This window comes from Marivirga arenosa (assembly GCF_030503895.2).
Classification (GTDB): domain Bacteria; phylum Bacteroidota; class Bacteroidia; order Cytophagales; family Cyclobacteriaceae; genus Marivirga; species Marivirga arenosa.
On record NZ_CP129970.2, the window covers coordinates 2,258,029 to 2,279,998 of the forward strand.

Below are 21,970 nucleotides of genomic sequence, written 5' to 3' on the forward strand. Positions count from 1 at the left end.
TGTTTAATTTTTCAAAAATTAGGTATTAAAAAAACAAGTAATTGGAAACAGGACAAATTTACCATATTTACAACCACGCAAATGGAAGTGAAAATATCTTTCGAGAGAAAGAGAATTATCGTTTCTTTTTACAACAATATAAAAAGCATTTGGAAAAGGTGGTGGATACATATGCGTATTGCTTGATTCCCATCCATTTTCATTTTTTAGTAAAAGTTAAAAAAGCTGATGTGCTCAAAAAGAATTCAACTTTCGAAAAGTTGGATTCTTTGGATGAAGTCGAAGCAAAAGCCTCAAAGCAATTTGCAAATCTTTTTATTAGTTACACGATGGCTTTCAACAAAAAATATGATAGAAAAGGAAGCCTATTCATGAAGAATTTTAAAAGAAAACCAATCGAATCGATTGAACAGTGGCAGGAGACCTTTTTATACATCCATATTAATCCTATAAAACATAAATTCTCTAATAAAATTGAGGATTGGAACTGGAGTAGTTGGCACGCATATAACAATATGGAGTCTAGAAGTCTATTAGCTAGACCAAAAGCTATAGGCTATTTTGATAATATAGATAACTTATTGTATTGCTCAGAAGAGAAAAGGAGAAGGATTTTAAATATGAATTTAGAATAAGGGTATAAGAAAGTTTCCAACTTTCTTAAAGTTGGAAACTTTAGAAATTTTATAATTGACAAAAGCTATGATCAAACGTACTTTATTTTTCGGAAACCCTGCTTACCTAAGCACCCAGAATCAACAACTGAAAGTTAGTTTTCCCGAGGAGGAAAAAGAAGATCGTTTGATTCCTATTGAAGATGTTGGAATAATTGTGCTGGAAAATCAACAGATTACCATTACCAACGGACTCTTGCAGAAACTAACCGAAAACAAAAGCAGCGTGATTTCATGTAACGGACAGCATTTGCCAACAGCTTTACTTTTACCTACCCATGGACATACGCAATTAACCGAAAGGGTTCGCTACCAAATTAATGCTAGCAAACCTTTAAAAAAGAATCTTTGGGCACAAACCGTATCGGCTAAAATCCAAAATCAAGCGGCACACTTAAAGGAAAGAGGACTGGATGCAGTAAGATTGGAATATCTTGCTAGAAATGTACAATCAGGGGACAGTGGAAATCATGAAGCTCAAGCAGCTGCGGTTTACTGGCAATCTCTTTTTGATATAGAAGATTTTAACCGAGAGCAACACGGGATTCCTCCCAATAATTTATTGAATTATGGCTATGCTATTTTAAGGGCTATTATTGCCAGAGCCATTGTAAGTTCGGGTATGCTAACTGTATTGGGAATTTGGCATCGGAACAAATACAATCCATTTTGCTTGGCAGATGATTTAATGGAGCCTTATCGACCCTATGTAGATTTGATTGTAGCGCATATAGTGGAAAATGAGGATGACTATTCAGAGTTGAATACTGTTTTGAAATCTGAATTATTGAGCATTGCAGCTATGGATGTTTTTATTGATGGAAGTAGAAGTCCGTTAATGGTGGCGGCTAGTCGAACGACCAGTTCGCTTTTTGATTGTTTTGTGGGCGTGAGCAGGAAAATTATCTATCCTGAATATGGACGCTAATTATTATTCCAGACTTAACCAATATAGAAGTATGTGGGTGATGGTGTTTTTTGATTTGCCGACCGAAACCCGAAAGGACCGGAAGATAGCTACTAAATTTCGCAAGAATTTACTGGATGATGGTTTTGCTATGTTTCAGTTTTCCATATATTCGCGCTTTTGTGCCAGTCGCGAAAATGCAGATGTTCATATTAAAAGAGTAAAAAACATTTTACCCGATAAAGGAAAAGTCTGCATTATGCACATAACCGACAGGCAATTTGGCATGATGGAAATATTTCATGGTACTGCTCCTCAGGAAAATCAAAGACCTGCACAGCAATTGGAATTGTTTTGAACTACCTCCATTTATAAAACTTTTCCAAAGTTTTTATTTCATCAAGCAAGACTGAGATACTCAAATCTTAACTGTTTTAACTTAGAACAACTTTGGAAAAGTTGAATAGGAAATTAAGCTCAGCTATATTATTAAAAACTTTTCCAAAGTTCAGTATCAATAATTGAAGAGTTTATTTCAAACTTTTACTGGAAATGGCTAAAGTAACTTTGGAAAAGTTCATAAGCTAACTATAGTAACTGGAATTATTTTAATATCTCCACCCTACTAAAACTTTTCCAAAGTATCAAGGAATCGGAATTACAGGATATGCTGATCCCTTGAAGCCTAATAGAAATTTTAACTTTGGAAAAGTTGCTTTTTAAAGCACTGATATCAGAACCAATAAATCCTTGCATTCTTATTAAAAACGGTAAGAATATAGCTGTTTTTTTGAATTCTAATTTCGGTCATAACAAACAGGATACCAGCTTTTTAAGGCATGGTATCCTGTGAATTATCTCATAAGATACAATTTCGAAAGCAATTCACAACATTATGAAGCTGCAGCAAAAAAACGGAAAACCTGTGAATTATCTCATAAGATACAATTTCGAAAGCAATTCACAACTACAAAAAAAGTGATTTTACAGTTGAATTACCTGTGAATTATCTCATAAGATACAATTTCGAAAGCAATTCACAACATCATCATGGCAGCATCCAGTGTTGGGCTACCTGTGAATTATCTCATAAGATACAATTTCGAAAGCAATTCACAACAAAGTGCTGTATCTTGTGTATCATTTCTTACCTGTGAATTATCTCATAAGATACAATTTCGAAAGCAATTCACAACACAGCCTCTTTCCTTCTCTCAAGTATGTTACCTGTGAATTATCTCATAAGATACAATTTCGAAAGCAATTCACAACCCTAAAGTATTTGAACAGCACGAAGTTCACCCTGTGAATTATCTCATAAGATACAATTTCGAAAGCAATTCACAACACAAGCCTATTTTGTTCGTAATAATTAAAACCTGTGAATTATCTCATAAGATACAATTTCGAAAGCAATTCACAACTATACAGGAAGTGATGTACCTAAGAGTTATCCTGTGAATTATCTCATAAGATACAATTTCGAAAGCAATTCACAACAGGTTTTCAAGTTGACATGTTAACAAGTTTCCTGTGAATTATCTCATAAGATACAATTTCGAAAGCAATTCACAACCCCAACGAATGGCTTCGATTGCCATATCCACCTGTGAATTATCTCATAAGATACAATTTCGAAAGCAATTCACAACCAAAGAATCCTCAAAGATTTTTTATTATAACCTGTGAATTATCTCATAAGATACAATTTCGAAAGCAATTCACAACAGAGCAAGTAAGCGTGCATCATGAATTCGCCCTGTGAATTATCTCATAAGATACAATTTCGAAAGCAATTCACAACCTTGAATGGCATCTAGCTCAGCATCATCTACCTGTGAATTATCTCATAAGATACAATTTCGAAAGCAATTCACAACATGGCGCATGAACTAGGCTGGGAAGTAAGACCTGTGAATTATCTCATAAGATACAATTTCGAAAGCAATTCACAACACCATGCTAGCTAATGCCTCTCGAGAGAGACCTGTGAATTATCTCATAAGATACAATTTCGAAAGCAATTCACAACAGAAAAACTTGGCCTTTTGTTCGTTGGTTCCCTGTGAATTATCTCATAAGATACAATTTCGAAAGCAATTCACAACCCTCAAACACCAGTGGAGATCATCTACAGACCTGTGAATTATCTCATAAGATACAATTTCGAAAGCAATTCACAACTCTCTAGGCTTAAGGCTGCTGTCGTCAATACCTGTGAATTATCTCATAAGATACAATTTCGAAAGCAATTCACAACTATAAAAGTCGTGAAATCTAAAAAAGCAAACCTGTGAATTATCTCATAAGATACAATTTCGAAAGCAATTCACAACACGGGTTTATCATCAGAGAAATTAGAAAATCCTGTGAATTATCTCATAAGATACAATTTCGAAAGCAATTCACAACCAGCTTACTTAATAACTTTTCTAAAGTTTAGCACTTTGGAAAAGTTTTTTCATTCTCTCACCTTTCACCACAAATCGGAATATCCATAGTAGTCTGAGTTTGCCCTAAATCAGGCAAAGGGATATGAATAAACTGTACTTCCATGCCTCGTAAAAATAGAAACAGAGCTAAGGTGAGGGCTAATACTGGTTTAAGTTTTTGAGTGAAGCCATTCAATCTTTTAAAGGTCATTTTTCCAGCCCAAACGCTTGCTATGATCCACGGTAAAGTACCCAAACCAAATACTGCCATAAATACGATGGAATCCATTATGGTTTCAGTCGTAAAGGAGCTTAATAATGCCAGGTAAACCAAACCGCAAGGTAATAGGCCATTCAAAAGACCAATAGAAAATCTTGAAATAAGATCTGGCTTTCCAATGAATTTTTTAAAGCCATTCTTTACTTTCTGATAAGGAATTGATTCTATTTTATTGATAAAGTTTAGAAACCTATAACGGCTAGGGATAACATAAAAATAAACTATGAAAATTGCCATCAATAAAGACAGACCATTTTGCCAACCTAATATGGATAAACTTTCACCTACAAAAGCAAGGGCAAGACCAAGGATGATATAGGTTATAATTCTGCCGAATTGATAGGCTGCAAAACCAAGTGCTAATTGCTGATTTCGGAAAACACCTAGCATTAATGGAGAGCACATTAAGGTGCAATGCATTCCTCCTAAAAGTCCGATGCTAAGTGCTGCCCAAATCATATTACTTTTGAATAAAGATTTTATCTTCTTTGAAATATTTCACTCCACCCTGTTCCCATTCATAGGCAACTTTCCAATTTCCTACCTCAAATTTTTCTACTGGAATATTGGCTTCTTCGGTTAGTGGAATGAAAAAGTCTAGATTAGCATCGGCAGGTCTGATAAAGCTTATTTTTCCAGACACCTTATCAGCATCTTCAAAACTTAAGGATACTATATTTCCATTTTGAATGGTGCGAATTTTCCCCTGCCAATTTTGTCCATTTTTTATTTCTTCCATTTTCGATTGATAGGCAATCTCTTCCTCATAATAGTTTTCTTCTACTAAATAAAAGTCCTGCTTCATGCTTATCGTTACCATAGTGATCACTAAAATCACAAAACTGATAAAAACAATGGTTATTTTATTTCCCCAATTCATATTACAATGCGTTATTAAATGTTTTTGGTCCCGGAAAGCGAGAATCTACCTTTTGAATTAACTTTCCATCGCGGTATATTTCAACTACTATTTCCTCATCAATTTTTGAGAAGGAATCTTTTGTCATTTCTATAAATACGTAAGTATCCTCTTTTGCTTGACCTTCTAAAACTTTTATAGGACCTGCTGGGAAAAATAGTGTTGCACTTTTTGGGATCACTTTATAGCTTAGATTCATATCATCAAATGATTTATTAATCATTTCCATCTGGTACATATTGCTAATAATAGAATCATTTTTTATTTGATAAATTGAACCAGGCGTTCTGGTAACGGTCACCTCAATTGGAGCTCTTTGCACCAATAAAAAGCCCATGGCTACTACTAAAATAGCAAGTACTGCTGAATAAGCCATGACTCTAGGCGTAATCAATTTTTTCTTTTTCTTTTCAACCCCTTCTTCAGAGTCAAATCGGATCAACCCTTTTGGTTTATCAATTTTAGTCATTACCTCATCACAAGCATCAATGCAAGCCGTACAGTTTACGCACTCCATTTGCGTTCCATTTCGAATATCTATGCCTGTAGGGCAAACCTGAACGCATAAATTACAATCTATACAATCACCTTTATCGGCTTGAGGTTCTTTCTTTTTCATTTTCCCTCTTGGCTCACCTCTAAGCCAATCATAAATCACAACTATTGATTTTTTATCTAGGAAAACACCCTGAAGTCTACCATATGGACAAACTACGGTACAAGCCTGTTCTCTAAAATAAGAAAATACAAAATAAAAGATACCTGTAAAAACTAGAAGCCCTGTAAAGCCACTCCAATTAGCGTTAGGCCCCGCTTTTATGACGGTAGTCATTTCATCTATTCCTAATAAATAGGCCATGAAAGTATGCGATACCCAAAATGCAATGGCCAGGAATATTGCTTGTTTTAAACTCTTTTTCCAGATTTTATTAAAGCTCCATGGAGCAGCCGCAAGTTTTCTTTGTTGATTGGCATCACCTTCGATCCAATATTCAATTTTACGGAATACCATTTCCATAAATACAGTTTGAGGGCAGGCCCAACCGCACCAAACTCTTCCAAAAACTACTGTAAATAATAATACAAAAACTACAAAGATCAGTAAAAGAAAAATGAGTAGGTGAGTATCCTGAGGCCAGAAAACACTACCAAGAATTACGAATTCTCGATCAAAAATATTGAATAATAGTAAAGGGTGACCACCTATGGTGATAAATGGACCAGCAAAAAACAAAATCAATAAAAGCCATGCCAATATCCTTCTATAATTATGGTAAAAGCCTTTAGGCTTCTTGGGAAAAATCCAATTTCTTTTTCCTTTTTCGCCAACGGTGGCTAATTGACCTCTAAACTGCTCTTGATTTAAACTATCCATTTTACTATAGTTTAAACCTGTTAGGCATATCAATGCCTGACAGGTTTTTAAAATATATTTATTCTACTTCCTTTACTTCAGGTAATTCCTCAACGTTTTCTTCTATTCTCTCTTCTGCCATTTCTTGTTTTCTAATCTCACCTTGAGGTTCCTTAGGACTAGCAGGAGTTGTTCCCACCAAACTCAAGACATAATTTGATACATCCTGAATTTCTTTAGGACTTAAATTCCCTTTCCAAGGAATCATGCCTTTAGCCGGTACACCTTCAGAAACCGTAGTAAAAACTCCTGAAATATCATTACCATGCAACCAGTATTCATCTGTTAAATTGGGGCCAACTCCACCCCCGCCATCATTTGCATGGCATACTGCACAGTTTTTCTGATATATGGCATTACCTGCTTCAATTACAGATTGCTCATCTGAAAACTCTGCAGTTTCTGCCGAAATAGCTACCATTCCAGCTTTAGCTCTGGCTTCTGCTAATAAAGCTGCTTCTTCAATTTGTTGTTGATATTCAGTTTGCTGATCTGGAACAATATCAAAAATTAAAAAAGCAGGGATATAGAATACAGCGAATAGGAAAGTGCCTAAGAAAACATAACTCAACCATGGAGGCATTCCATAGTCCATTTCTTTAATGCCATCATAATCGTGATCCAGCATCATGTCACCTTGTTGATCAACAGGTCTTAATTTACCTGTAATCCATCTTTGTTTAAACTGCTGATAGAAGGATAGTCTAACTTCTCCTTTTTCTACTGCTCTTTTATTGAGAATTATATCAGCAGTTTTAACCATAAGGATAGTTAGTACAATTAGTAGTACTATTAAAGTCGCTAACAATCCACCAATCAAGAGTAGCATTCTACCCTGTTCAGTTTGCATTAGCTGATCCCAGATAGAAACTTTTTCAATTGTGATATCTTCCAAAACCTCTTCAGTTTGAGCAAAAATTGGCTGAAGGCCTATCCCAAATAGGAAAAGGCCAGTCCATAACTTTTTATTAAAAATTTTCATTGTTGGTCCGTTTTAAGTGTTTTAGTTTCCTCTTCCACCGGTAAGGATTTCATTTTGCTGATATATTGTTTATCTGCTTTGATTACCCACCAAATCAACCCAATAAAGAATATGAAGAATATGCTTAAAGAGATGATTGGAAAAATTTCCACATTATCGATTTTTTCAAAATAGTGTTTAAACATGTCTTCTTATTTTAATTTTCTGCTACTTCAGTTTTAATATCAGTACCCAGTCTTTGTAGGTATGCAATTAAGGCTACAATTTTGGCTTCAGGTACTGTTTCAATTCCATCTGCTTTCAAGCTTTTAACAATTTTATCAGCTTGTGCTAATGCATTTGTTTGTACATCCTCTTCAAATCCATCTTCATAAGGAACTCCCAATTTTCTCATCGTAGTGATCTTATCAGGAAGTCCTTCTAAATCATAAGCTTGGCTCAACAACCAAGGATATGGAGGCATGGTAGAACCTGGAGACATGGATCTTGGATCATACATGTGATTGTAATGCCACGAATCCGGATATTTTGCTCCTACCCTATGTAAATCGGGTCCCGTTCTTTTTGAACCCCATAGGAATGGGCGGTCATAAACGAATTCACCCGCTTTAGAGTATTCTCCATATCTTTCAGTTTCAGATCTGAATGGTCGAATCATTTGAGAGTGACACCCTACACAACCTTCACTGATATAAATATCTCTACCTTCAAGCTCAAGTGGCGTGTAAGGCTGAACTGATGCAATTGTTGTAACATCTTTCGTTTTCATCATGAAAGATGGTATCAACTCAAAAATTCCTCCTAACAAAATAGCAACTGTAGTTAAAATAGTAAAGAAAACAGGTTTTCTTTCCCATACTCTGTGCCAGTACTCTTTCCCTGTACTTACTGCCTTTTCCAAAGCTGGTGCTTCAGCAGCTTCGTTAGGCACAAATGTTCCTTGCTTAGCTGTTTTAATAAGGTTATAAACCATCACAAAAACACCAGATAAGTATAATAGACCACCAAATGCTCTTAGCATATACATAGGGATGATCTGTAAGGTGGTAGATAAGAAGTTAGGGTATTGTAAGATACCTTCTGCTGTAAATTCCTTCCACATTAAACCTTGTGTAATGGCTGATACATACATTGGCAAGGCATAAAATACAATTCCTAGAGTACCTAACCAGAAGTGTGTATTTGCTAATTTTTTAGAGAATAGCTGTGTTTTCCACATTTGTGGAATCATCCAGTACAAAATACCGAAGGTTAAGAATCCATTCCAGCCTAAACCACCAATGTGCACATGTGCTACAATCCAATCTGTATAGTGAGCAATAGCATTTACATTTTTTAATGAAAGCATAGGACCTTCAAAAACTGCCATACCATAAGCAGTAATCGCCACTACCATAAATTTCAAGATAGGATCTTCTTTAACGCGATCCCAGGCACCTCTTAAGGTTAATAACCCATTTACCATACCACCCCAAGATGGCGCAATCAACATAATAGAGAAAGCTGTACCTAGAGCTTGTGCCCATTCTGGTAAAGAAGTATATAGTAAGTGGTGTGGACCTGCCCAGATGTATAAAAATATTAAAGCCCAAAAGTGAACGATAGATAGTTTATAAGAATAAATAGGTCTGTTTGCAGCTTTAGGTAAGAAGTAGTACATCAAACCTAAATAAGGTGTTGTTAAGAAAAATGCAACCGCATTATGCCCATACCACCATTGTACTAAAGCATCCTGTACACCTGCAAAAGCAGAGTAACTCTTTAAAAAGTTAACAGGAAGTGCAAAAGAATTTACTACATGAAGTACTGCAACTGTTACAAAAGAAGCGATGTAAAACCAAATGGCAACATACATATGTTTTTCTCTTCTTCTAATGATAGTACCAATCATATTGATACCGAATACTACCCAAATTAGAGCAATGGCAATATCAATTGGCCATTCTAATTCAGCATATTCTTTAGAAGTGGTGATGCCTAATGGTAAGGTTAAAACAGCTGAAAGAATGATGATTTGCCATCCCCAGAAGTTTATCCATGATAGAGCATCACTAAACATTCTTGTTTTTAGGAGTCTTTGCATCGAATAATAAACCCCAGCAAAAATTGCGTTCCCTACAAATGCAAAAATTACTGCATTTGTATGGAGAGGTCTTATTCGGCCAAAGGTAGTATATTCATTACCCATATTGGCTTCAGGTGCAAATAATTGCGTGGCGGCCAATAAGCCAACCAGCATTCCTATAGCGCCCCAAATTACTGTTGCTATTGCAAAGTATTTGACGACTTTGTTGTCATAGTGAAATTTTTCAATTCCCATTTGATTTTTGTTTATGATTAGACGATTGTTTATTTATTTTCTTTTGAGTGGTTGCATCATCCCACAGCATGCGATAAGATGGAGTGGAGGCATCATCGAACTGGCCTGATTTTACAGCCCAGATGAAAGCCACCAGAAATCCACTGGCAACGAACAGACTCACTATAATTAGGATGATCATTACACTCATATCTCATTCTTATTTTGGGTGTTGAAGAAGTATTTTTTAGCATAATACCTTGTGCCTACAGTAGCTAAAAGCACTACAGAAAAGGAGCTAATAGGCATTAAGATAGCAGCAATAACAGGGGATAATAAGGCTTGAACTGCTAAGCTTAAACCGATAATGTTGTAAAGGAATGATACTATAAAACCAGCAATCACTAATTTGAAAGCAGATTTTGAGAATTTCATGATTTTTGGCAACTGCTGAATTTTATTTCCTAATAAAATTCCATCACAAGCAGGACTAAATTGACTGGTTGATTCAGTAATGGCTAATCCAAAATCACTGCTCTTTAATGCAGCAGAATCATTTAATCCATCTCCTGCCATTAATACCTTTTGATTTGCAGCTTGAGATTTTAGTATGAATTCCTTTTTATCACCAGGAAGCTGTTCAAAATAAAGGTTTTCCTCCTTTATCCACTTCTTTAAGTAGTCTTTTTCGGTAGAAATGTCACCAGAAAGCAGACTTAATTCGTATTCGGGTGTGAGACTATTGAATAAATCACCTATGTTTTCTCTAAAAACGTGCTTAACATTAAAGCAGCCATAAGTTAAACCATCTACATTAATATAGACTTGCGTTCTATTTACAGTATTATTATCACTTTTTAATTGGTGATCAACAAATTCCTTTTTACCTAATTTAATGATTTGGCCATTTACCTTTGCAGAAATGCCTTGGCCGCTGATTTCTTTATAATCCTCAATATTTTGAACAGGATAGGATGGAAGCCAATTGTAAATAATTCTGCTTAATGGATGCTTTGATTGGTTAAATAAGGTTTTTATAGCTGCCAAAACTTTATGCTCCGGCATATTTCCTTCAAATACAACTTCTGCTTTATCTGAATAAGTTAATGTGCCCGTTTTATCAAATACTATTGTGTCAATTTTTGATAAGTTTTCTACGGCTTGGGTGTTTTTTACAAAGAATCCAGTTTTAGCCAAGATTCTCATTGCAAAACCAAGTGTAACAGGTGTAGCTAGTGCTAAGGCACACGGACAAGCCACTATCAGGACAGTAGTAAATGCGGTGATGGCATTTTCAAACGATCCTATGAATAACCAACTTAAGAATGCGATAAAAGCAATTGATAAAACTACTCCAGTGAAATATTTACTGATTTTATCTGCAGTACTTTGTACGGCTGCTTTTGCACCACTTTGAATGGATTCATCGTCCCATAGCTGATTTAAGTAGCTCTGAGAAGGTCTTTTCTTTACCTGAACTAATATTGCAGATCCTTTTAAACGGCCGCCAGCATAAATTAAATCTTCTTTTTGCTTGATTTCTGGTAAGGATTCACCTGTAACAAAACTATAGTCGATGGAAGCAGAATCTGAAATCAATAAGCTGTCTGCTGGAATTATTTCTTCGTTTCTGATTTTTAAAATATCAGATGGAAGAATATTATTTAATAACACTTGTTCTTCTAATCTTCCTTTTAACCTACTTACTGAAAGAGGAAAGAATGATTTAATGTCTCTATCGAATCGAAGGTGATCAAAAGTTTTCTGTTGGTAATACTTGCCTAACAATAAGAAAAATACTAAGCCAGATAAGGAATCTAAATATCCTAAACCGGACTGTATAAAGATAATATAGTAGCTGTAAATAAATAAAGTGATGATCCCGATACTGATGGGAACATCCATATTGATTTGTTTTTGTCTGATGACACCCCAAGCAGATTTAAAATAATCTTGGGCTGAAAAAAATAGTACTGGAATAGCTAATAATGCATTTAAATAAGGAAATATTTTGGTTAGTAAATCTTCATTCAGGATATCAAGTCCAAAATATTCTGGTAAGCTGAAAAGCATACTATTACCGAAAACAAAACCTGCTATACCAATCTGAAGCCAAATTCTTCTATAAGGAGAAGGATTAGTTTTTTTATTTTCAAGTTGAATATCAGGTGTGTAAGCAATGGAATCTAATAATTTCACTAGTTCATAAAGTGAAAGATCATTATGCTTAAAAGAGATGATAACCGTCTTTTTATTGAAATCTACCCTGCTGCTTACAATGCCAGAATTCAATTTGTATAATTTTTCAAGTAACCAAATACAGGCACTGCAATGAATTGCTGGAATAAAGAATCGAACTTTACTTATTTCATCATTTTTAAAATCGAGCAGGCTGTTCGCAAAGCTTTCTTCTTTTAAATATTCGAAACTATTATTTTTCTTTTTATTAACTCCTGGTGAATCTGCTACACAGTAAAAGTTATCTAAGTCATTTTCCAGCAGGATTTCATAAACCATTTTACAACCTTCGCAGCAAAAGTTTTCTCCTTGGCTTTGGATTAATTCATCCACACAAGGCTCTCCGCAATGGGTACATTTTAAGGCTTTATTTTGTGCTGTTTTTAAACTCATTAATAGCTAAATTTTCTAGATTCAAAACTAGCAGCAGTATAGTTCTAAAAACATGACATTTGTCATGATTTGGCTTGAGATTAATCACATCCTTCAATCTACAAAAAATAATAACATATGTAAAGGAGATAGAAGTAACTAAAAAAAATTAGTTTAGAATGGCTTTAAACTTCAATAAATTAATCCTATGCTATTTTGTACTTCGTAATCAAAACTTAACTTTAGTGATTGAAAAAGAAAATAAGCTAATAATGTCGATCTCTAAACCAGTGATGAAGGAAATTTTGCAGCGCGCAAAAAACATATTAGATGAGTATCTGAATGATCAAAATTTAAGAAAAACTTCAGAACGCTATTCTGTATTAGAAGAAATATATTATCTCCCTCAGGATGAACATATTGATGTTGAGACTTTATTCCTAAGAATGAGGAATAAGGAGTATACTATTTCAAGAGCTACAGTTTATAATTCTATTGACTTATTAGTGGAATGCGGTTTAGTAGTAAAACATAATTTTAAAGATAAGAATGCACTATATGAGCCAGCATTAACTTATGAGCACCACGACCATTTAGTGTGCAACAACTGCTTAAAAATAAAGGAGTTTTTAGACCCTAGCATAGAGGGAATTAAAAAGAGAATAGGGAAATCACTAAGTTCAGATATCAAAAATCATTCTTTAGTTTTTTATGGAGATTGCACTATTGAAAATTGTGAGAACTTAAAAAGAAAAGAAGTAGCAAAGGATTAATTACTAGATTATTAGGCGCTTTTTTAATTACTTATCTTACAGTAAATCTGAATTAATCGTAACAAAATCCTGATTTAAACGCTTTCTATAGTATGATGCAATTACAAGAAACCGTTCAACATTTAAATAGGATAGTAGATAATATAGCTCAAATTAATGCTCAAACAGATGGCATGACTTATGAAGATTTCCGTAAAAACGAAACTGTAAAAGAAACAGTTTATGAATATCTTCAGGAAATTGGTCAGGCCGCGAGAGAGTTGTCAGAAAATCAAAAACTGCCAGCAGAAATTAATCTTGAGCCCTTAGTGGCATTTAGGAATGCTCGGTACAATCAAGAGGCTGAAACTGCTCATCAACAAGTATTTAATGTTTTAGCGGATTTAAGGAATGTAGCAGAAACTATTGAACAATCAGATTTATACCAAAACAACTTATCATAATGGATATTACACTAGAACCAGTAGATTTTAATATTAGTCAGGAACTGAATGATCATGTTAGAGACATGTTTAATAAACTAAGTAAGTATAATGACCAAATCGTAGGAATTGATCTTTACTTAAAATCAAACGCTCAAAATGATGATCGAGAAAAAACAGTTGAGGCAAAGTTCTTTTTGCCAGGAAACGATCTTTTTGTAACTGGAAAGGGAGATAGTTTTGTTAAAGCAGCACAAGATTGCTACGATACTGCAAAGAGTAATCTCAGCAGAATAAAAGAGAAGGTAAAAGATCGACATCAAAATAGACCTGATAAATGATTAATTGAAAGAAGTAGTTTTTACTACTTCTTTTTTTGTCCTCAATTTTCTTATATACATCCGTAAATTAAATCTATTTGTAGATTATATTTCGTATCTACTTTCAAAATATATTAATATTTCTAACTTGCTGATATATAGGGGAGAATTTATGAGAATTACAATTGCGATAATATTTATATTATCGATTCTAACTACAATCGGGTTTATATTTTGGAATCAGGAATGGAAATTTTCTAAGCCTACTCCAAAACCAGAAAACCTAATAGAAATAGAGTCAGGAGATTCTGTTTCAGCTTCAGTATTAAAGGCCTTAGGAGTTCAAAATGAAGAGAATGTATTTGTTCACTTCTACAATTATGATTGCCCTTGTTCCAGATTTAATATTAAAGAATTCAAAGATCTGACAATAAAATATAGAGATAAGGTTAAGTTTGTTGCGGTTCTAGAATCCGTTGATAAATCACCTAAAGAAATTAAAGAATTCAGAGAAAAATATGATTTAGGTATTCGATTGCATTTAGATACCTCAGGCGAGATTGCAAATCAGTTAGGTATTTATAGTACTCCGCAAGCAGTTTTAATTAAAAATAATGTTATATATTTCAGTGGTAATTACAATAAAGCAAGATTTTGTACAACCCAAAATACGAAATTTGCTTCCATAGCATTACAGGCTATGACCACTGGAAAAGAAGCACCCGTATTTCCAGAGTTAGCAACTATAGCGTATGGATGTGAATTACCAGCTAATGGTAATGATTTAACTAGAATTGATAAGTTTTTTAATTTTTTAGAAAAATGAGCAAAATTTCTGTAGACCGCTTTAAACCCTTTATGAATGAAATCAATTGTAGAGCGGATAGGTTAATAGAAAGGACATTATTAGGTTATTACATATTTGGTATATTTTTAGCCTTCTTTTATGATACATGGTTGGTCGGTTTAGGAGTTGGCTCCTTGAGTTTAATATTGTATTTCGGTGTTAAATTTTTATTGAGAGGTAAGAGGGCTCACCAATATATAGGAAGTTTGGTAGTGGGTATATTCATGGCTCAATTCATTTATCAAATGCATGGCCTTTTTGAAATGCACTTTACTGCATTTGTTGCTATTATAGTTTTAATGGCTTATCAGGATTATAGGGTATTTATTCCAGCTACCTTATTTATAGCGATTCATCATGCATCTTTTGCATATATTCAATATTTAGGGTTTATTGAAGGAAATGAAGCTTATCAATCTATCTATTTTACTCAACTAGATTATATGGATTTACAAACCTTCGTATTTCATGTAGGTTTAGTAGTTGTGGCCGTAATAATTGCATCAATATATTCAATTAATAGTAAGGAAAGGTCTTTTGTTCTATTTGAAAAGTTGATAGAAAGTGAAGATAGAGAAAAAGCAACCAAAGTAAATATTGAATTTGCAAAAGAAATTGCCAATAATAATTACGATAAGGAATTTGATGTAGACGAAGATAATCCGCTTAGTGCAGCGCTAATTGATATGCGCGATAGTCTCAAGAAAAGTTCATTAAGAGAAGAGCAGGAACGCTTTACGAATAAAGGGCTTGCAGAGTTATCAAATATCATCCGCGATAATGGTACAAACCTTAAAGATTTAACTTATGAGGTGATTGAATTCCTAGTGAAATATATGAAACTAAATCAAGGAGGATTCTTTATTGTAACCGAAGATGAAAAAGGAGAAACTGTACTTGAACTTCAGGGAGCTTATGCTTACGATAGAAGGAAGAAAATTAAAAAGCAATTAATGCCAGGAGAAGGCTTAGTAGGACAATCTTATCAGGAAAAGGATAGCATTTATTTGACAGAAGTGCCTGATGATTATATTAACATAAAATCAGGTTTAGGAGATGCTAATCCAAGATCTATAATTATTACGCCTGTTAAAAGGGATGAAACCATTGAAGGTGTAATTGAATTAGCAAGTTTTAGAGTATTGAAAGAGTATGAAAAAGACTTCTTAGAGAAGGCAGGTGAAAGTATTGCAGTGGCACTAAATACAGCAAAAGTAACACAACGAACTACGGAGCTTTATGAGCAATCACAGCAACAAACTGAAGAGATGAGAGCTCAAGAGGAGGAAATGCGTCAGAATATGGAGGAGCTTTCTGCAACTCAGGAAGAAATGCAGAGGACACAAAAAGATTATGAGATTAAACTTGCTGAAACTCAAAAAGAAAATGAAGAGTTGAAAAAGAAGTTAGCTGAGAAATAAAAAATTATTAAACACTAGGAAGCGCTACATAGAATGTGCTTCCTTTTCCTTTTTCTGATTCTACCCACACTTCACCATCCAATAAATCCACATATTTTTTTACAATCGATAAGCCTAAACCTGTTGAATTTTCACCATTGGTGGGCTTAGAACTTAATTTTTGAAACTTTTTGAAAAGCATAGACTTATCTTCATCTGTAAAGCCAGGGCCTTCATCTTTAACGGAAAAGATGGTTTTATTATCTTTTTGGAAAGCCAGAACCTCTATTGATGTATTTTTATTTGAAAATTTTATAGCATTTACAATAATGTTCTCCAATATCTGAGTTAAAAATAGGTGGTCAGATGTAATTGATATAACCTCATTAGTTTTATAATCAATTTCAATACTTTTTTTATCAGCAAGCACCTCTAATTCTTTTTCAATTGCATGAAGTAACTCACTTACATTAATATCTTCCAGCATTACTTTCATCCGATTACCCTCTAAAGCATCAAAATCTAATATTTTACTGATCATCTGGCTAATGCGAGCAACTGAATCCTGTGCTTGATTTATTGTAATTTTACCGTTATTACTGATGTTTTCTTCACTTAATTTTAAGATTTCTAATAGACCGGTAATTTGATTTATTGGTGATCGTAAGTCATGTGCTAGTATTTTAACTAAATTGTTTTTCTCTTCATTTAAATTAGTAAGCTGAAGGTTTCTATTTGAAAGCTGTTCATTTTTACTTTTTATACTTAATTGCTGTTTTTCGATTTGCGCATTTTTTTTACTTAATGCTTTAGATGATTTTTGCTCTCTGTAAAATAAAGTGAGTGTTATGGCTACTAAAATTGAAGAGGATATAGCTAATGCTATGTATGTGAATTGATTGTTTTTTTCTTGTTGAATTAAAAGATTAGCAGTTTTTAATTGTTCAAGTTGTAATTCTTTTTCTTTTGTAAGTATAGAGGCACTTATATTTTCTTCATTATATAAACCATCAATAAAATTATAGAGCTCAGGCCCCAAATATTTCGAGGTTATTCTAGCTAACTGAGTGGTGGTTTTGGGATTTTGAATGAACTCATCAAAAATGATGCTCCAATCACTATTTTTTGGCATTATAAAACCATAGCCGTCACCTTTAATCGTAAAGAAATTTTGCCTGGTAAGACTTTCGCCCTGTTTTATTAGCATTAAATATATTGGAAGGTCTATGAAGCCAAATCTATCATCAGCTTTACTTATTTCTTCTAAGATATTTTTATCTGATTTAATATAAAGTGTATTAAAATCTAAATTAAGCTGCCTTTTTATGTCAATTAATAACTGTTCATAAGTAGTCCCTTTGATAGTAACGGCTGTCATTTCCTTCATCATCTTATTGATCCCGTCTAAAGTCCTTACGATAGGAGTTCCTTTACTTGATACTAAAACGGCTACATCAGGAAGGTAGGAAGAACTGAATTTTACGATCTCCTTTCTCTTATTGGTAATCGAAAAAGCAGAGACGCCAAAAGAATTGGGTTTGTTCGTATTGGATGTGTTTTTAATTATATCATAAAAACTTTTCGATTCCTTCCAGTTTAATTGAAGATCAACTTCATATTCCTCTTTTACATAAGTTTTGAAGGATTCAATTATTTCAACTTCTAAACCTTCGAGATTTTGATGAGAATTAAGATAAATGAATGGCTTGGAAATATACCAATGAAGATCTAATGAGGCACTTTTCTTTTCTTTAGCTTCAGCCCAACTTATATCTTCTTGAGAATAAGAACTTAAGTTTAAAGTAAAAAAAGAAAGAAGGAAAAGGTAAAACGATCTATTAATCTTCATATAATTGTAAACAGTTCCACAAAATATGAAGATTAATGAAAAATATAAAATAAATTATATTCTATCTTTCTTTATTTTAGCAAACCATCAATACGAGGGGTCTAAAATATTTTTTCTTAATTCAATTTTTTCAGAAGCTGATTTACCGTAATCGTTTTTATAAACAGCTGATTCCCACTCACCATACATAGGGTTAGCTAACATAATGAAATTATGAAGCAGCTCTTTTTTATTCTTATGCACTAGATCTTTACCCAAACTTGAATCTCGGTCGGCAAATATTTGACTGTAATCTGTCAGATTATCCCCTATATATAATAAGATTTGATGACCAGCTTTTACGGAATCTCTTCTCTCAGTTTTATCGCTCGTAGTAGTTCTTAAAAGTAAATGATTAGCATTTGATTGAGGAAGATTTAAATTTTGGAGGTTTTTAAGAGTTTCATCAAATACTTCATTTTTTCTATTTGAGATATAAAAAATATGAACCCCTAGTGAGTCGCCAAATTCGAGAAAATCCGCTGCTCCTGGCAATAATTCAGCTTTAGCTTCTTTGCACCATTTCTCCCAACTACTCGGGCTGTAGTTTTCACCAGCTAAGAATAATCTTGCTTCAAAAGGACTATTGTCTAGTACAGTTTCGTCCAAATCTAAAACAACGGCTGGTGCTAAATCACTTTTTGATAAGGTATCCATTTTCAATTTCAACAGCATTTTAGCTCTATCATAAGCTTGCAGATAAAGAGCTTCCATTTCAGCAGACTGCTGAAACCATATGGTAGCATTTCCTAATTGCAAGGAGAGCTTTTCATCAGCACTCATAGTTTTATTTTTTGGACTTTGATTGCAAGCTGTAATTCCTATTGAAAAAATGAATATGATTAGTAATCGCATAACGGTTGTTTTTTCCATCCACAAAAATAGAGGCTATTTTTGATCTTATATATAAATTTGTGAAGCATTTGAGTTTTTTTAGAATCTAATCTCTTATGCGTTAGATTAACCTTAACTTTGAGAAAGAAAAATTTAGAAATATGCTTATTCGTCCTAGAAGAAATAGAAAATCAGCCGCCATTCGTGAAATGGTAGAAGAAACCACGCTTACTACTAAAGACTTTATTTTCCCTCTATTCTTATTAGAAGGTACCAATAAGAAGGTGGAAGTTGATAGCATGCCAGGCATTTACCGCTTTACATTAGACTTAATGTTAAAGGAAATTGAGGAATGCCTAAATATGGGAATAAAAGCTTTTGATGTTTTTCCAGTCGTAGATGAGAAGTACAAAGATAAAATGGCTACCAAAAGTGCTGATCCGAATTTCTTCTACATAAAGGCCTTAAAAGAAATAAAATCTAAATTTCCCGAAGCTTGTATTATGACTGATGTCGCTATGGATCCTTATAGCAGTGATGGTCATGATGGAATTGTGGATGAAAATGGAAATATCTTAAATGATGAAACACTGGATGTATTAGCCGATATGGCCTTAGCGCAAGCAGAAACAGGAATTGACATCATAGGTCCATCTGATATGATGGATGGTAGAGTGGAATACATAAGAGATGCATTAGATGAAAATGGTTTTGAAAACACTTCTATCATGAGTTATTGTGCTAAATATGCTTCTGCATTTTACGGCCCGTTTAGAGATGCTTTGGATTCCGCACCTAAGTCAGGAGATAAAAAAACTTACCAGATGAATCCTGCAAATAAACATGAAGCCATGATAGAGGCTGAACTTGATGCACAGGAAGGAGCTGATTTTTTAATGGTGAAACCAGCCTTGGCTTACCTTGATGTTATTCACCTTTTGAAAGAAAATAATGAATTACCGATTGCTGCTTATAATGTTAGTGGTGAATATAGCTTAATTAAAGCAGCTGCAGAAAAGGGCTGGTTGGATGGTGAAGCTACCATGATGGAAAGTTTATTAAGCATAAAAAGAGCGGGAGCAGATGTGATTCTAAGCTATTTTGCAAAAGAGGCTGCTCAAATTTTAAGGTTTTAAAAATAGGCAGCCTCTTATGGGCTGCTTCCATTCAAATAATCCTTATTGTATTTCTTGCTTTTTAAGATTACTTTCAATCAAATTTTATAAAAGTATGAGAAAAATAAGAACCATATTCGCAATGCTATTTATTTTAGTATTAGCGAGTTGTCAAAATCAAAATGAACAAGAAAAGGCCGATTTAATCATTTCAGGAGGTACCATATATACTGTAAATGAAAATATGCCTACAGTTGAGGCGGTAGCAGTTAAGAATAATAAAATCATTTTTGCAGGAGCAGCCACTCAAATAGATCAGTATAAAAATGATGATACGAAAGTCATAGATCTGCAAGGAAAAACCATGACCCCTGGCTTCATTGAAGGCCATGGGCACTTTATGGGCTTAGGTTATAATGAATTGAATGTTGATTTATTGCAAACCAAAAGTTTTGATGAAGTTATCCAGAAAGTTAAGGAAGCCGTGGATGCTGCTGAACCTGGTCAATGGATTACTGGAAGAGGCTGGCATCAAAGCAAATGGAATGAATTACCTGAAAATACTATAAATGGATTCCCTTTGCATCATGCTATTAGTGAAGTTTCTCCAAATAATCCAGTGTATTTAAGACATGCAAGTGGACATGCGGGTATGGCAAATGAAAAAGCGATGCAAATAGCTGGTGTTTTACCATTATCTAAAGAAAGCATGGCTAATTTAGATGTAGAAGGGGGTGAAATTTTCAGAGATGAGCAGGGTAACCCGACAGGTGTTTTTAATGAAAGGGCCATGACTCTGATTACTAAGCATATTCCAGAGAGCACTCCTGAAAAAGACCGAAAAGCATTCGAATTAGCGGTTAAAGCCAGTCATAGAAATGGAATTACAAGTTTCCATGATGCAGGAATTGGTAAAGAAAACATTGCCTTATACAGAAAAATGAAGGAAGAAGGCAAGTTAAATGTTCGCATGTATGCAATGTTAACCGGCTGGGATCCTGAGCTTCTAGAAGAATGGTATGAGAAAGGCATTGAAGTAGATTCTTCCCATTTGCTGACGATTAGGTCTATCAAATTAAATTGTGATGGTGCTTTAGGTTCAAGAGGAGCATGGTTATTAAAAGAATATACAGATCAGCCAGGCCACTTTGGACATGAAACTTTACCGATGAGTTTTGTTTACACCACTTCACAAAAAGCTTTAGAAAATGGTTTTCAAGTTTGTTCTCATGCGATTGGGGATAGAGCCAATCGTGAAATTTTGGATCGATACGAAAAGGCAATGCAAGAACAGCCTGGAAAAACAGAAGATCATAGGTTTAGAATTGAGCATGCACAGCATTTGCATCCAGATGATATCCCAAGATTTGCAGAGTTAGGTGTAATTCCTGCTATGCAAGCAGTTCACATGTCATCAGACAGACCTTGGGCGATTGATCGATTAGGTGAAAAAAGAATAAAAGAAGGAGCTTATATGTGGCAGGCTTTACTAGAATCAGGAGTGCCTATTGTGAATGGTACAGATGTTCCAGTTGAACCGATTGATCCCTTAGCATCTTTTTATGCAAGTGTTACGCGAAAAACTCTAAAGGGAAAACCAGAAGGAGGATATGAGCCAGAACAAAAAATGACAAGAGAACAGGCTTTAAGATCTTACACTTTAGATGCTGCATACGGTGCCTTTGAAGAAGATATAAAAGGATCAATAGAAATAGGCAAACTTGCTGATTTCACGGTTTTCGATAAAGATATCATGACAGTTGAGGAGAATGAAATTTTGAAAACGAATGTAGCTATAACTATTTTCGATGGCAAAGTAGTATATCAAAAATAGAATCAACAATATTTAAAAAT

General features: G+C 34.1%; 20 protein-coding genes and 1 CRISPR repeat array. Of the genes, 10 read left to right on the top strand and 10 right to left on the bottom strand.

The window, feature by feature from the left end:
- The first annotated feature begins 41 nt into the window (after window positions 1–41).
- The 3 genes from QYS48_RS09930 to cas2 all read left to right on the top strand — a co-directional run bounded on the left by QYS48_RS09930 (window position 42) and on the right by cas2 (window position 1,939).
- Entirely contained in the window at window positions 42–635 is a 594-nt protein-coding gene (locus QYS48_RS09930) for a transposase (RefSeq protein ID WP_308355774.1), read from the top strand.
- Between the two features lie 67 nt (window positions 636–702).
- Window positions 703–1,602, top strand: a complete 900-nt coding sequence (cas1, locus tag QYS48_RS09935) for a type II CRISPR-associated endonuclease Cas1 (RefSeq protein ID WP_308355775.1) — start codon at window positions 703–705, stop codon at window positions 1,600–1,602.
- The gene (gene cas2 / locus QYS48_RS09940; protein WP_308355776.1) at window positions 1,592–1,939 is read left to right on the top strand and encodes a CRISPR-associated endonuclease Cas2; all 348 of its coding nucleotides are present in this window, start codon (window positions 1,592–1,594) and stop codon (window positions 1,937–1,939) included. The genes cas1 and cas2 overlap by 11 nt, the downstream gene beginning before the upstream one ends.
- A 1,020-nt stretch (window positions 1,940–2,959) precedes the next feature.
- Window positions 2,960–3,993: a CRISPR direct-repeat array (repeat unit 46 nt; unit sequence CCTGTGAATTATCTCATAAGATACAATTTCGAAAGCAATTCACAAC).
- A 57-nt stretch (window positions 3,994–4,050) separates the two neighbouring features.
- Here the strand turns inward: cas2 and QYS48_RS09945 are convergent.
- Genes QYS48_RS09945 through QYS48_RS09980 form a run of 8 tightly spaced genes read right to left on the bottom strand, consistent with a single transcriptional unit; the run spans window position 4,051 to window position 12,538 of the window.
- Entirely contained in the window at window positions 4,051–4,752 is a 702-nt protein-coding gene (locus QYS48_RS09945) for a sulfite exporter TauE/SafE family protein (RefSeq protein ID WP_308355777.1), read from the bottom strand.
- Between the two features lies 1 nt (window position 4,753).
- The gene (locus QYS48_RS09950) at window positions 4,754–5,173 is read right to left on the bottom strand and encodes a FixH family protein (protein WP_302122970.1); all 420 of its coding nucleotides are present in this window, start codon (window positions 5,171–5,173) and stop codon (window positions 4,754–4,756) included.
- 1 nt (window position 5,174) lies between these two features.
- The gene (ccoG, locus tag QYS48_RS09955; protein WP_308355778.1) at window positions 5,175–6,587 is read right to left on the bottom strand and encodes a cytochrome c oxidase accessory protein CcoG; all 1,413 of its coding nucleotides are present in this window, start codon (window positions 6,585–6,587) and stop codon (window positions 5,175–5,177) included.
- 58 nt (window positions 6,588–6,645) lie between these two features.
- Window positions 6,646–7,608, bottom strand: coding sequence for a c-type cytochrome (locus tag QYS48_RS09960; RefSeq protein WP_308355779.1), 963 nt, complete (start codon window positions 7,606–7,608; stop codon window positions 6,646–6,648).
- A complete protein-coding gene (locus tag QYS48_RS09965; protein ID WP_302102052.1) occupies window positions 7,605–7,793 on the bottom strand; it encodes a cytochrome C oxidase Cbb3 in 189 nt (62 codons plus the stop codon). Before QYS48_RS09965 ends, QYS48_RS09960 begins: the two co-directional genes overlap by 4 nt.
- 11 nt (window positions 7,794–7,804) lie before the next feature.
- Entirely contained in the window at window positions 7,805–9,928 is a 2,124-nt protein-coding gene (ccoN, locus tag QYS48_RS09970) for a cytochrome-c oxidase, cbb3-type subunit I (protein WP_308355780.1), read from the bottom strand.
- Complete coding sequence (ccoS, locus tag QYS48_RS09975) at window positions 9,918–10,118, bottom strand: cbb3-type cytochrome oxidase assembly protein CcoS (RefSeq protein ID WP_302102051.1); 201 nt, start codon at window positions 10,116–10,118, stop codon at window positions 9,918–9,920. The genes ccoN and ccoS overlap by 11 nt, the downstream gene beginning before the upstream one ends.
- Complete coding sequence (locus QYS48_RS09980) at window positions 10,115–12,538, bottom strand: heavy metal translocating P-type ATPase metal-binding domain-containing protein (RefSeq protein ID WP_308355781.1); 2,424 nt, start codon at window positions 12,536–12,538, stop codon at window positions 10,115–10,117. Before QYS48_RS09980 ends, ccoS begins: the two co-directional genes overlap by 4 nt.
- Window positions 12,539–12,789: 251 nt before the next feature.
- Between QYS48_RS09980 and QYS48_RS09985 the strand changes: the two genes are divergently transcribed.
- The 5 genes from QYS48_RS09985 to QYS48_RS10005 all read left to right on the top strand — a co-directional run bounded on the left by QYS48_RS09985 (window position 12,790) and on the right by QYS48_RS10005 (window position 16,300).
- Entirely contained in the window at window positions 12,790–13,290 is a 501-nt protein-coding gene (locus tag QYS48_RS09985; protein WP_308358431.1) for a transcriptional repressor, read from the top strand.
- Between the two features lie 92 nt (window positions 13,291–13,382).
- Window positions 13,383–13,733, top strand: a complete 351-nt coding sequence (locus QYS48_RS09990) for a HepT-like ribonuclease domain-containing protein (RefSeq protein ID WP_308355782.1) — start codon at window positions 13,383–13,385, stop codon at window positions 13,731–13,733.
- Window positions 13,733–14,053 carry a ribosome-associated translation inhibitor RaiA gene (gene raiA / locus QYS48_RS09995; protein ID WP_308355783.1) on the top strand — a complete coding sequence of 107 codons (321 nt, stop codon included), beginning with the start codon at window positions 13,733–13,735 and terminating at the stop codon, window positions 14,051–14,053. The genes QYS48_RS09990 and raiA overlap by 1 nt, the downstream gene beginning before the upstream one ends.
- 151 nt (window positions 14,054–14,204) lie before the next feature.
- Window positions 14,205–14,858, top strand: a complete 654-nt coding sequence (locus tag QYS48_RS10000) for a redoxin domain-containing protein (protein WP_308355784.1) — start codon at window positions 14,205–14,207, stop codon at window positions 14,856–14,858.
- Window positions 14,855–16,300, top strand: coding sequence for a GAF domain-containing protein (locus QYS48_RS10005; protein WP_308355785.1), 1,446 nt, complete (start codon window positions 14,855–14,857; stop codon window positions 16,298–16,300). Before QYS48_RS10000 ends, QYS48_RS10005 begins: the two co-directional genes overlap by 4 nt.
- 7 nt (window positions 16,301–16,307) lie before the next feature.
- On the opposite strand, the gene QYS48_RS10010 is transcribed toward QYS48_RS10005, so the two are convergent.
- Both QYS48_RS10010 and QYS48_RS10015 read right to left on the bottom strand, forming a co-directional pair.
- Entirely contained in the window at window positions 16,308–18,128 is a 1,821-nt protein-coding gene (locus QYS48_RS10010; protein WP_308355787.1) for an ATP-binding protein, read from the bottom strand.
- An 87-nt stretch (window positions 18,129–18,215) separates the two neighbouring features.
- Window positions 18,216–19,040, bottom strand: coding sequence for a 5'-nucleotidase, lipoprotein e(P4) family (locus tag QYS48_RS10015; RefSeq protein ID WP_308355788.1), 825 nt, complete (start codon window positions 19,038–19,040; stop codon window positions 18,216–18,218).
- A gap of 122 nt (window positions 19,041–19,162) precedes the next feature.
- Here QYS48_RS10015 and hemB point away from each other — a divergent pair, with 122 nt between their 5' ends.
- Together hemB and QYS48_RS10025 are read left to right on the top strand one after the other, a co-directional pair.
- On the top strand, window positions 19,163–20,137 hold the full coding sequence (gene hemB / locus QYS48_RS10020; protein WP_308355789.1) for a porphobilinogen synthase: 975 nt from the start codon (window positions 19,163–19,165) through the stop codon (window positions 20,135–20,137).
- A 94-nt stretch (window positions 20,138–20,231) separates the two neighbouring features.
- A complete protein-coding gene (locus QYS48_RS10025; RefSeq protein ID WP_308355790.1) occupies window positions 20,232–21,950 on the top strand; it encodes an amidohydrolase in 1,719 nt (572 codons plus the stop codon).
- Window positions 21,951–21,970: the final 20 nt, after the last annotated feature.

What these genes read in the sequence shown, in the direction of transcription:
- cas1 (WP_308355775.1), top strand. Translation starts at nt 703, where the DNA reads ATGATCAAACGTACTTTATTTTTCGGAAACCCTGCTTACCTAAGCACC.
- cas2 (WP_308355776.1), top strand. Translation starts at nt 1,592, where the DNA reads ATGGACGCTAATTATTATTCCAGACTTAACCAATATAGAAGTATGTGG.
- QYS48_RS09945 (WP_308355777.1), bottom strand. Translation starts at nt 4,752, where the DNA reads ATGATTTGGGCAGCACTTAGCATCGGACTTTTAGGAGGAATGCATTGC.
- QYS48_RS09950 (WP_302122970.1), bottom strand. Translation starts at nt 5,173, where the DNA reads ATGAATTGGGGAAATAAAATAACCATTGTTTTTATCAGTTTTGTGATT.
- ccoG (WP_308355778.1), bottom strand. Translation starts at nt 6,587, where the DNA reads ATGGATAGTTTAAATCAAGAGCAGTTTAGAGGTCAATTAGCCACCGTT.
- QYS48_RS09960 (WP_308355779.1), bottom strand. Translation starts at nt 7,608, where the DNA reads ATGAAAATTTTTAATAAAAAGTTATGGACTGGCCTTTTCCTATTTGGG.
- QYS48_RS09965 (WP_302102052.1), bottom strand. Translation starts at nt 7,793, where the DNA reads ATGTTTAAACACTATTTTGAAAAAATCGATAATGTGGAAATTTTTCCA.
- ccoN (WP_308355780.1), bottom strand. Translation starts at nt 9,928, where the DNA reads ATGGGAATTGAAAAATTTCACTATGACAACAAAGTCGTCAAATACTTT.
- ccoS (WP_302102051.1), bottom strand. Translation starts at nt 10,118, where the DNA reads ATGAGTGTAATGATCATCCTAATTATAGTGAGTCTGTTCGTTGCCAGT.
- QYS48_RS09980 (WP_308355781.1), bottom strand. Translation starts at nt 12,538, where the DNA reads ATGAGTTTAAAAACAGCACAAAATAAAGCCTTAAAATGTACCCATTGC.
- QYS48_RS09985 (WP_308358431.1), top strand. Translation starts at nt 12,790, where the DNA reads ATGTCGATCTCTAAACCAGTGATGAAGGAAATTTTGCAGCGCGCAAAA.
- QYS48_RS09990 (WP_308355782.1), top strand. Translation starts at nt 13,383, where the DNA reads ATGATGCAATTACAAGAAACCGTTCAACATTTAAATAGGATAGTAGAT.
- raiA (WP_308355783.1), top strand. Translation starts at nt 13,733, where the DNA reads ATGGATATTACACTAGAACCAGTAGATTTTAATATTAGTCAGGAACTG.
- QYS48_RS10000 (WP_308355784.1), top strand. Translation starts at nt 14,205, where the DNA reads ATGAGAATTACAATTGCGATAATATTTATATTATCGATTCTAACTACA.
- QYS48_RS10005 (WP_308355785.1), top strand. Translation starts at nt 14,855, where the DNA reads ATGAGCAAAATTTCTGTAGACCGCTTTAAACCCTTTATGAATGAAATC.
- QYS48_RS10010 (WP_308355787.1), bottom strand. Translation starts at nt 18,128, where the DNA reads ATGAAGATTAATAGATCGTTTTACCTTTTCCTTCTTTCTTTTTTTACT.
- QYS48_RS10015 (WP_308355788.1), bottom strand. Translation starts at nt 19,040, where the DNA reads ATGGAAAAAACAACCGTTATGCGATTACTAATCATATTCATTTTTTCA.
- hemB (WP_308355789.1), top strand. Translation starts at nt 19,163, where the DNA reads ATGCTTATTCGTCCTAGAAGAAATAGAAAATCAGCCGCCATTCGTGAA.
- QYS48_RS10025 (WP_308355790.1), top strand. Translation starts at nt 20,232, where the DNA reads ATGAGAAAAATAAGAACCATATTCGCAATGCTATTTATTTTAGTATTA.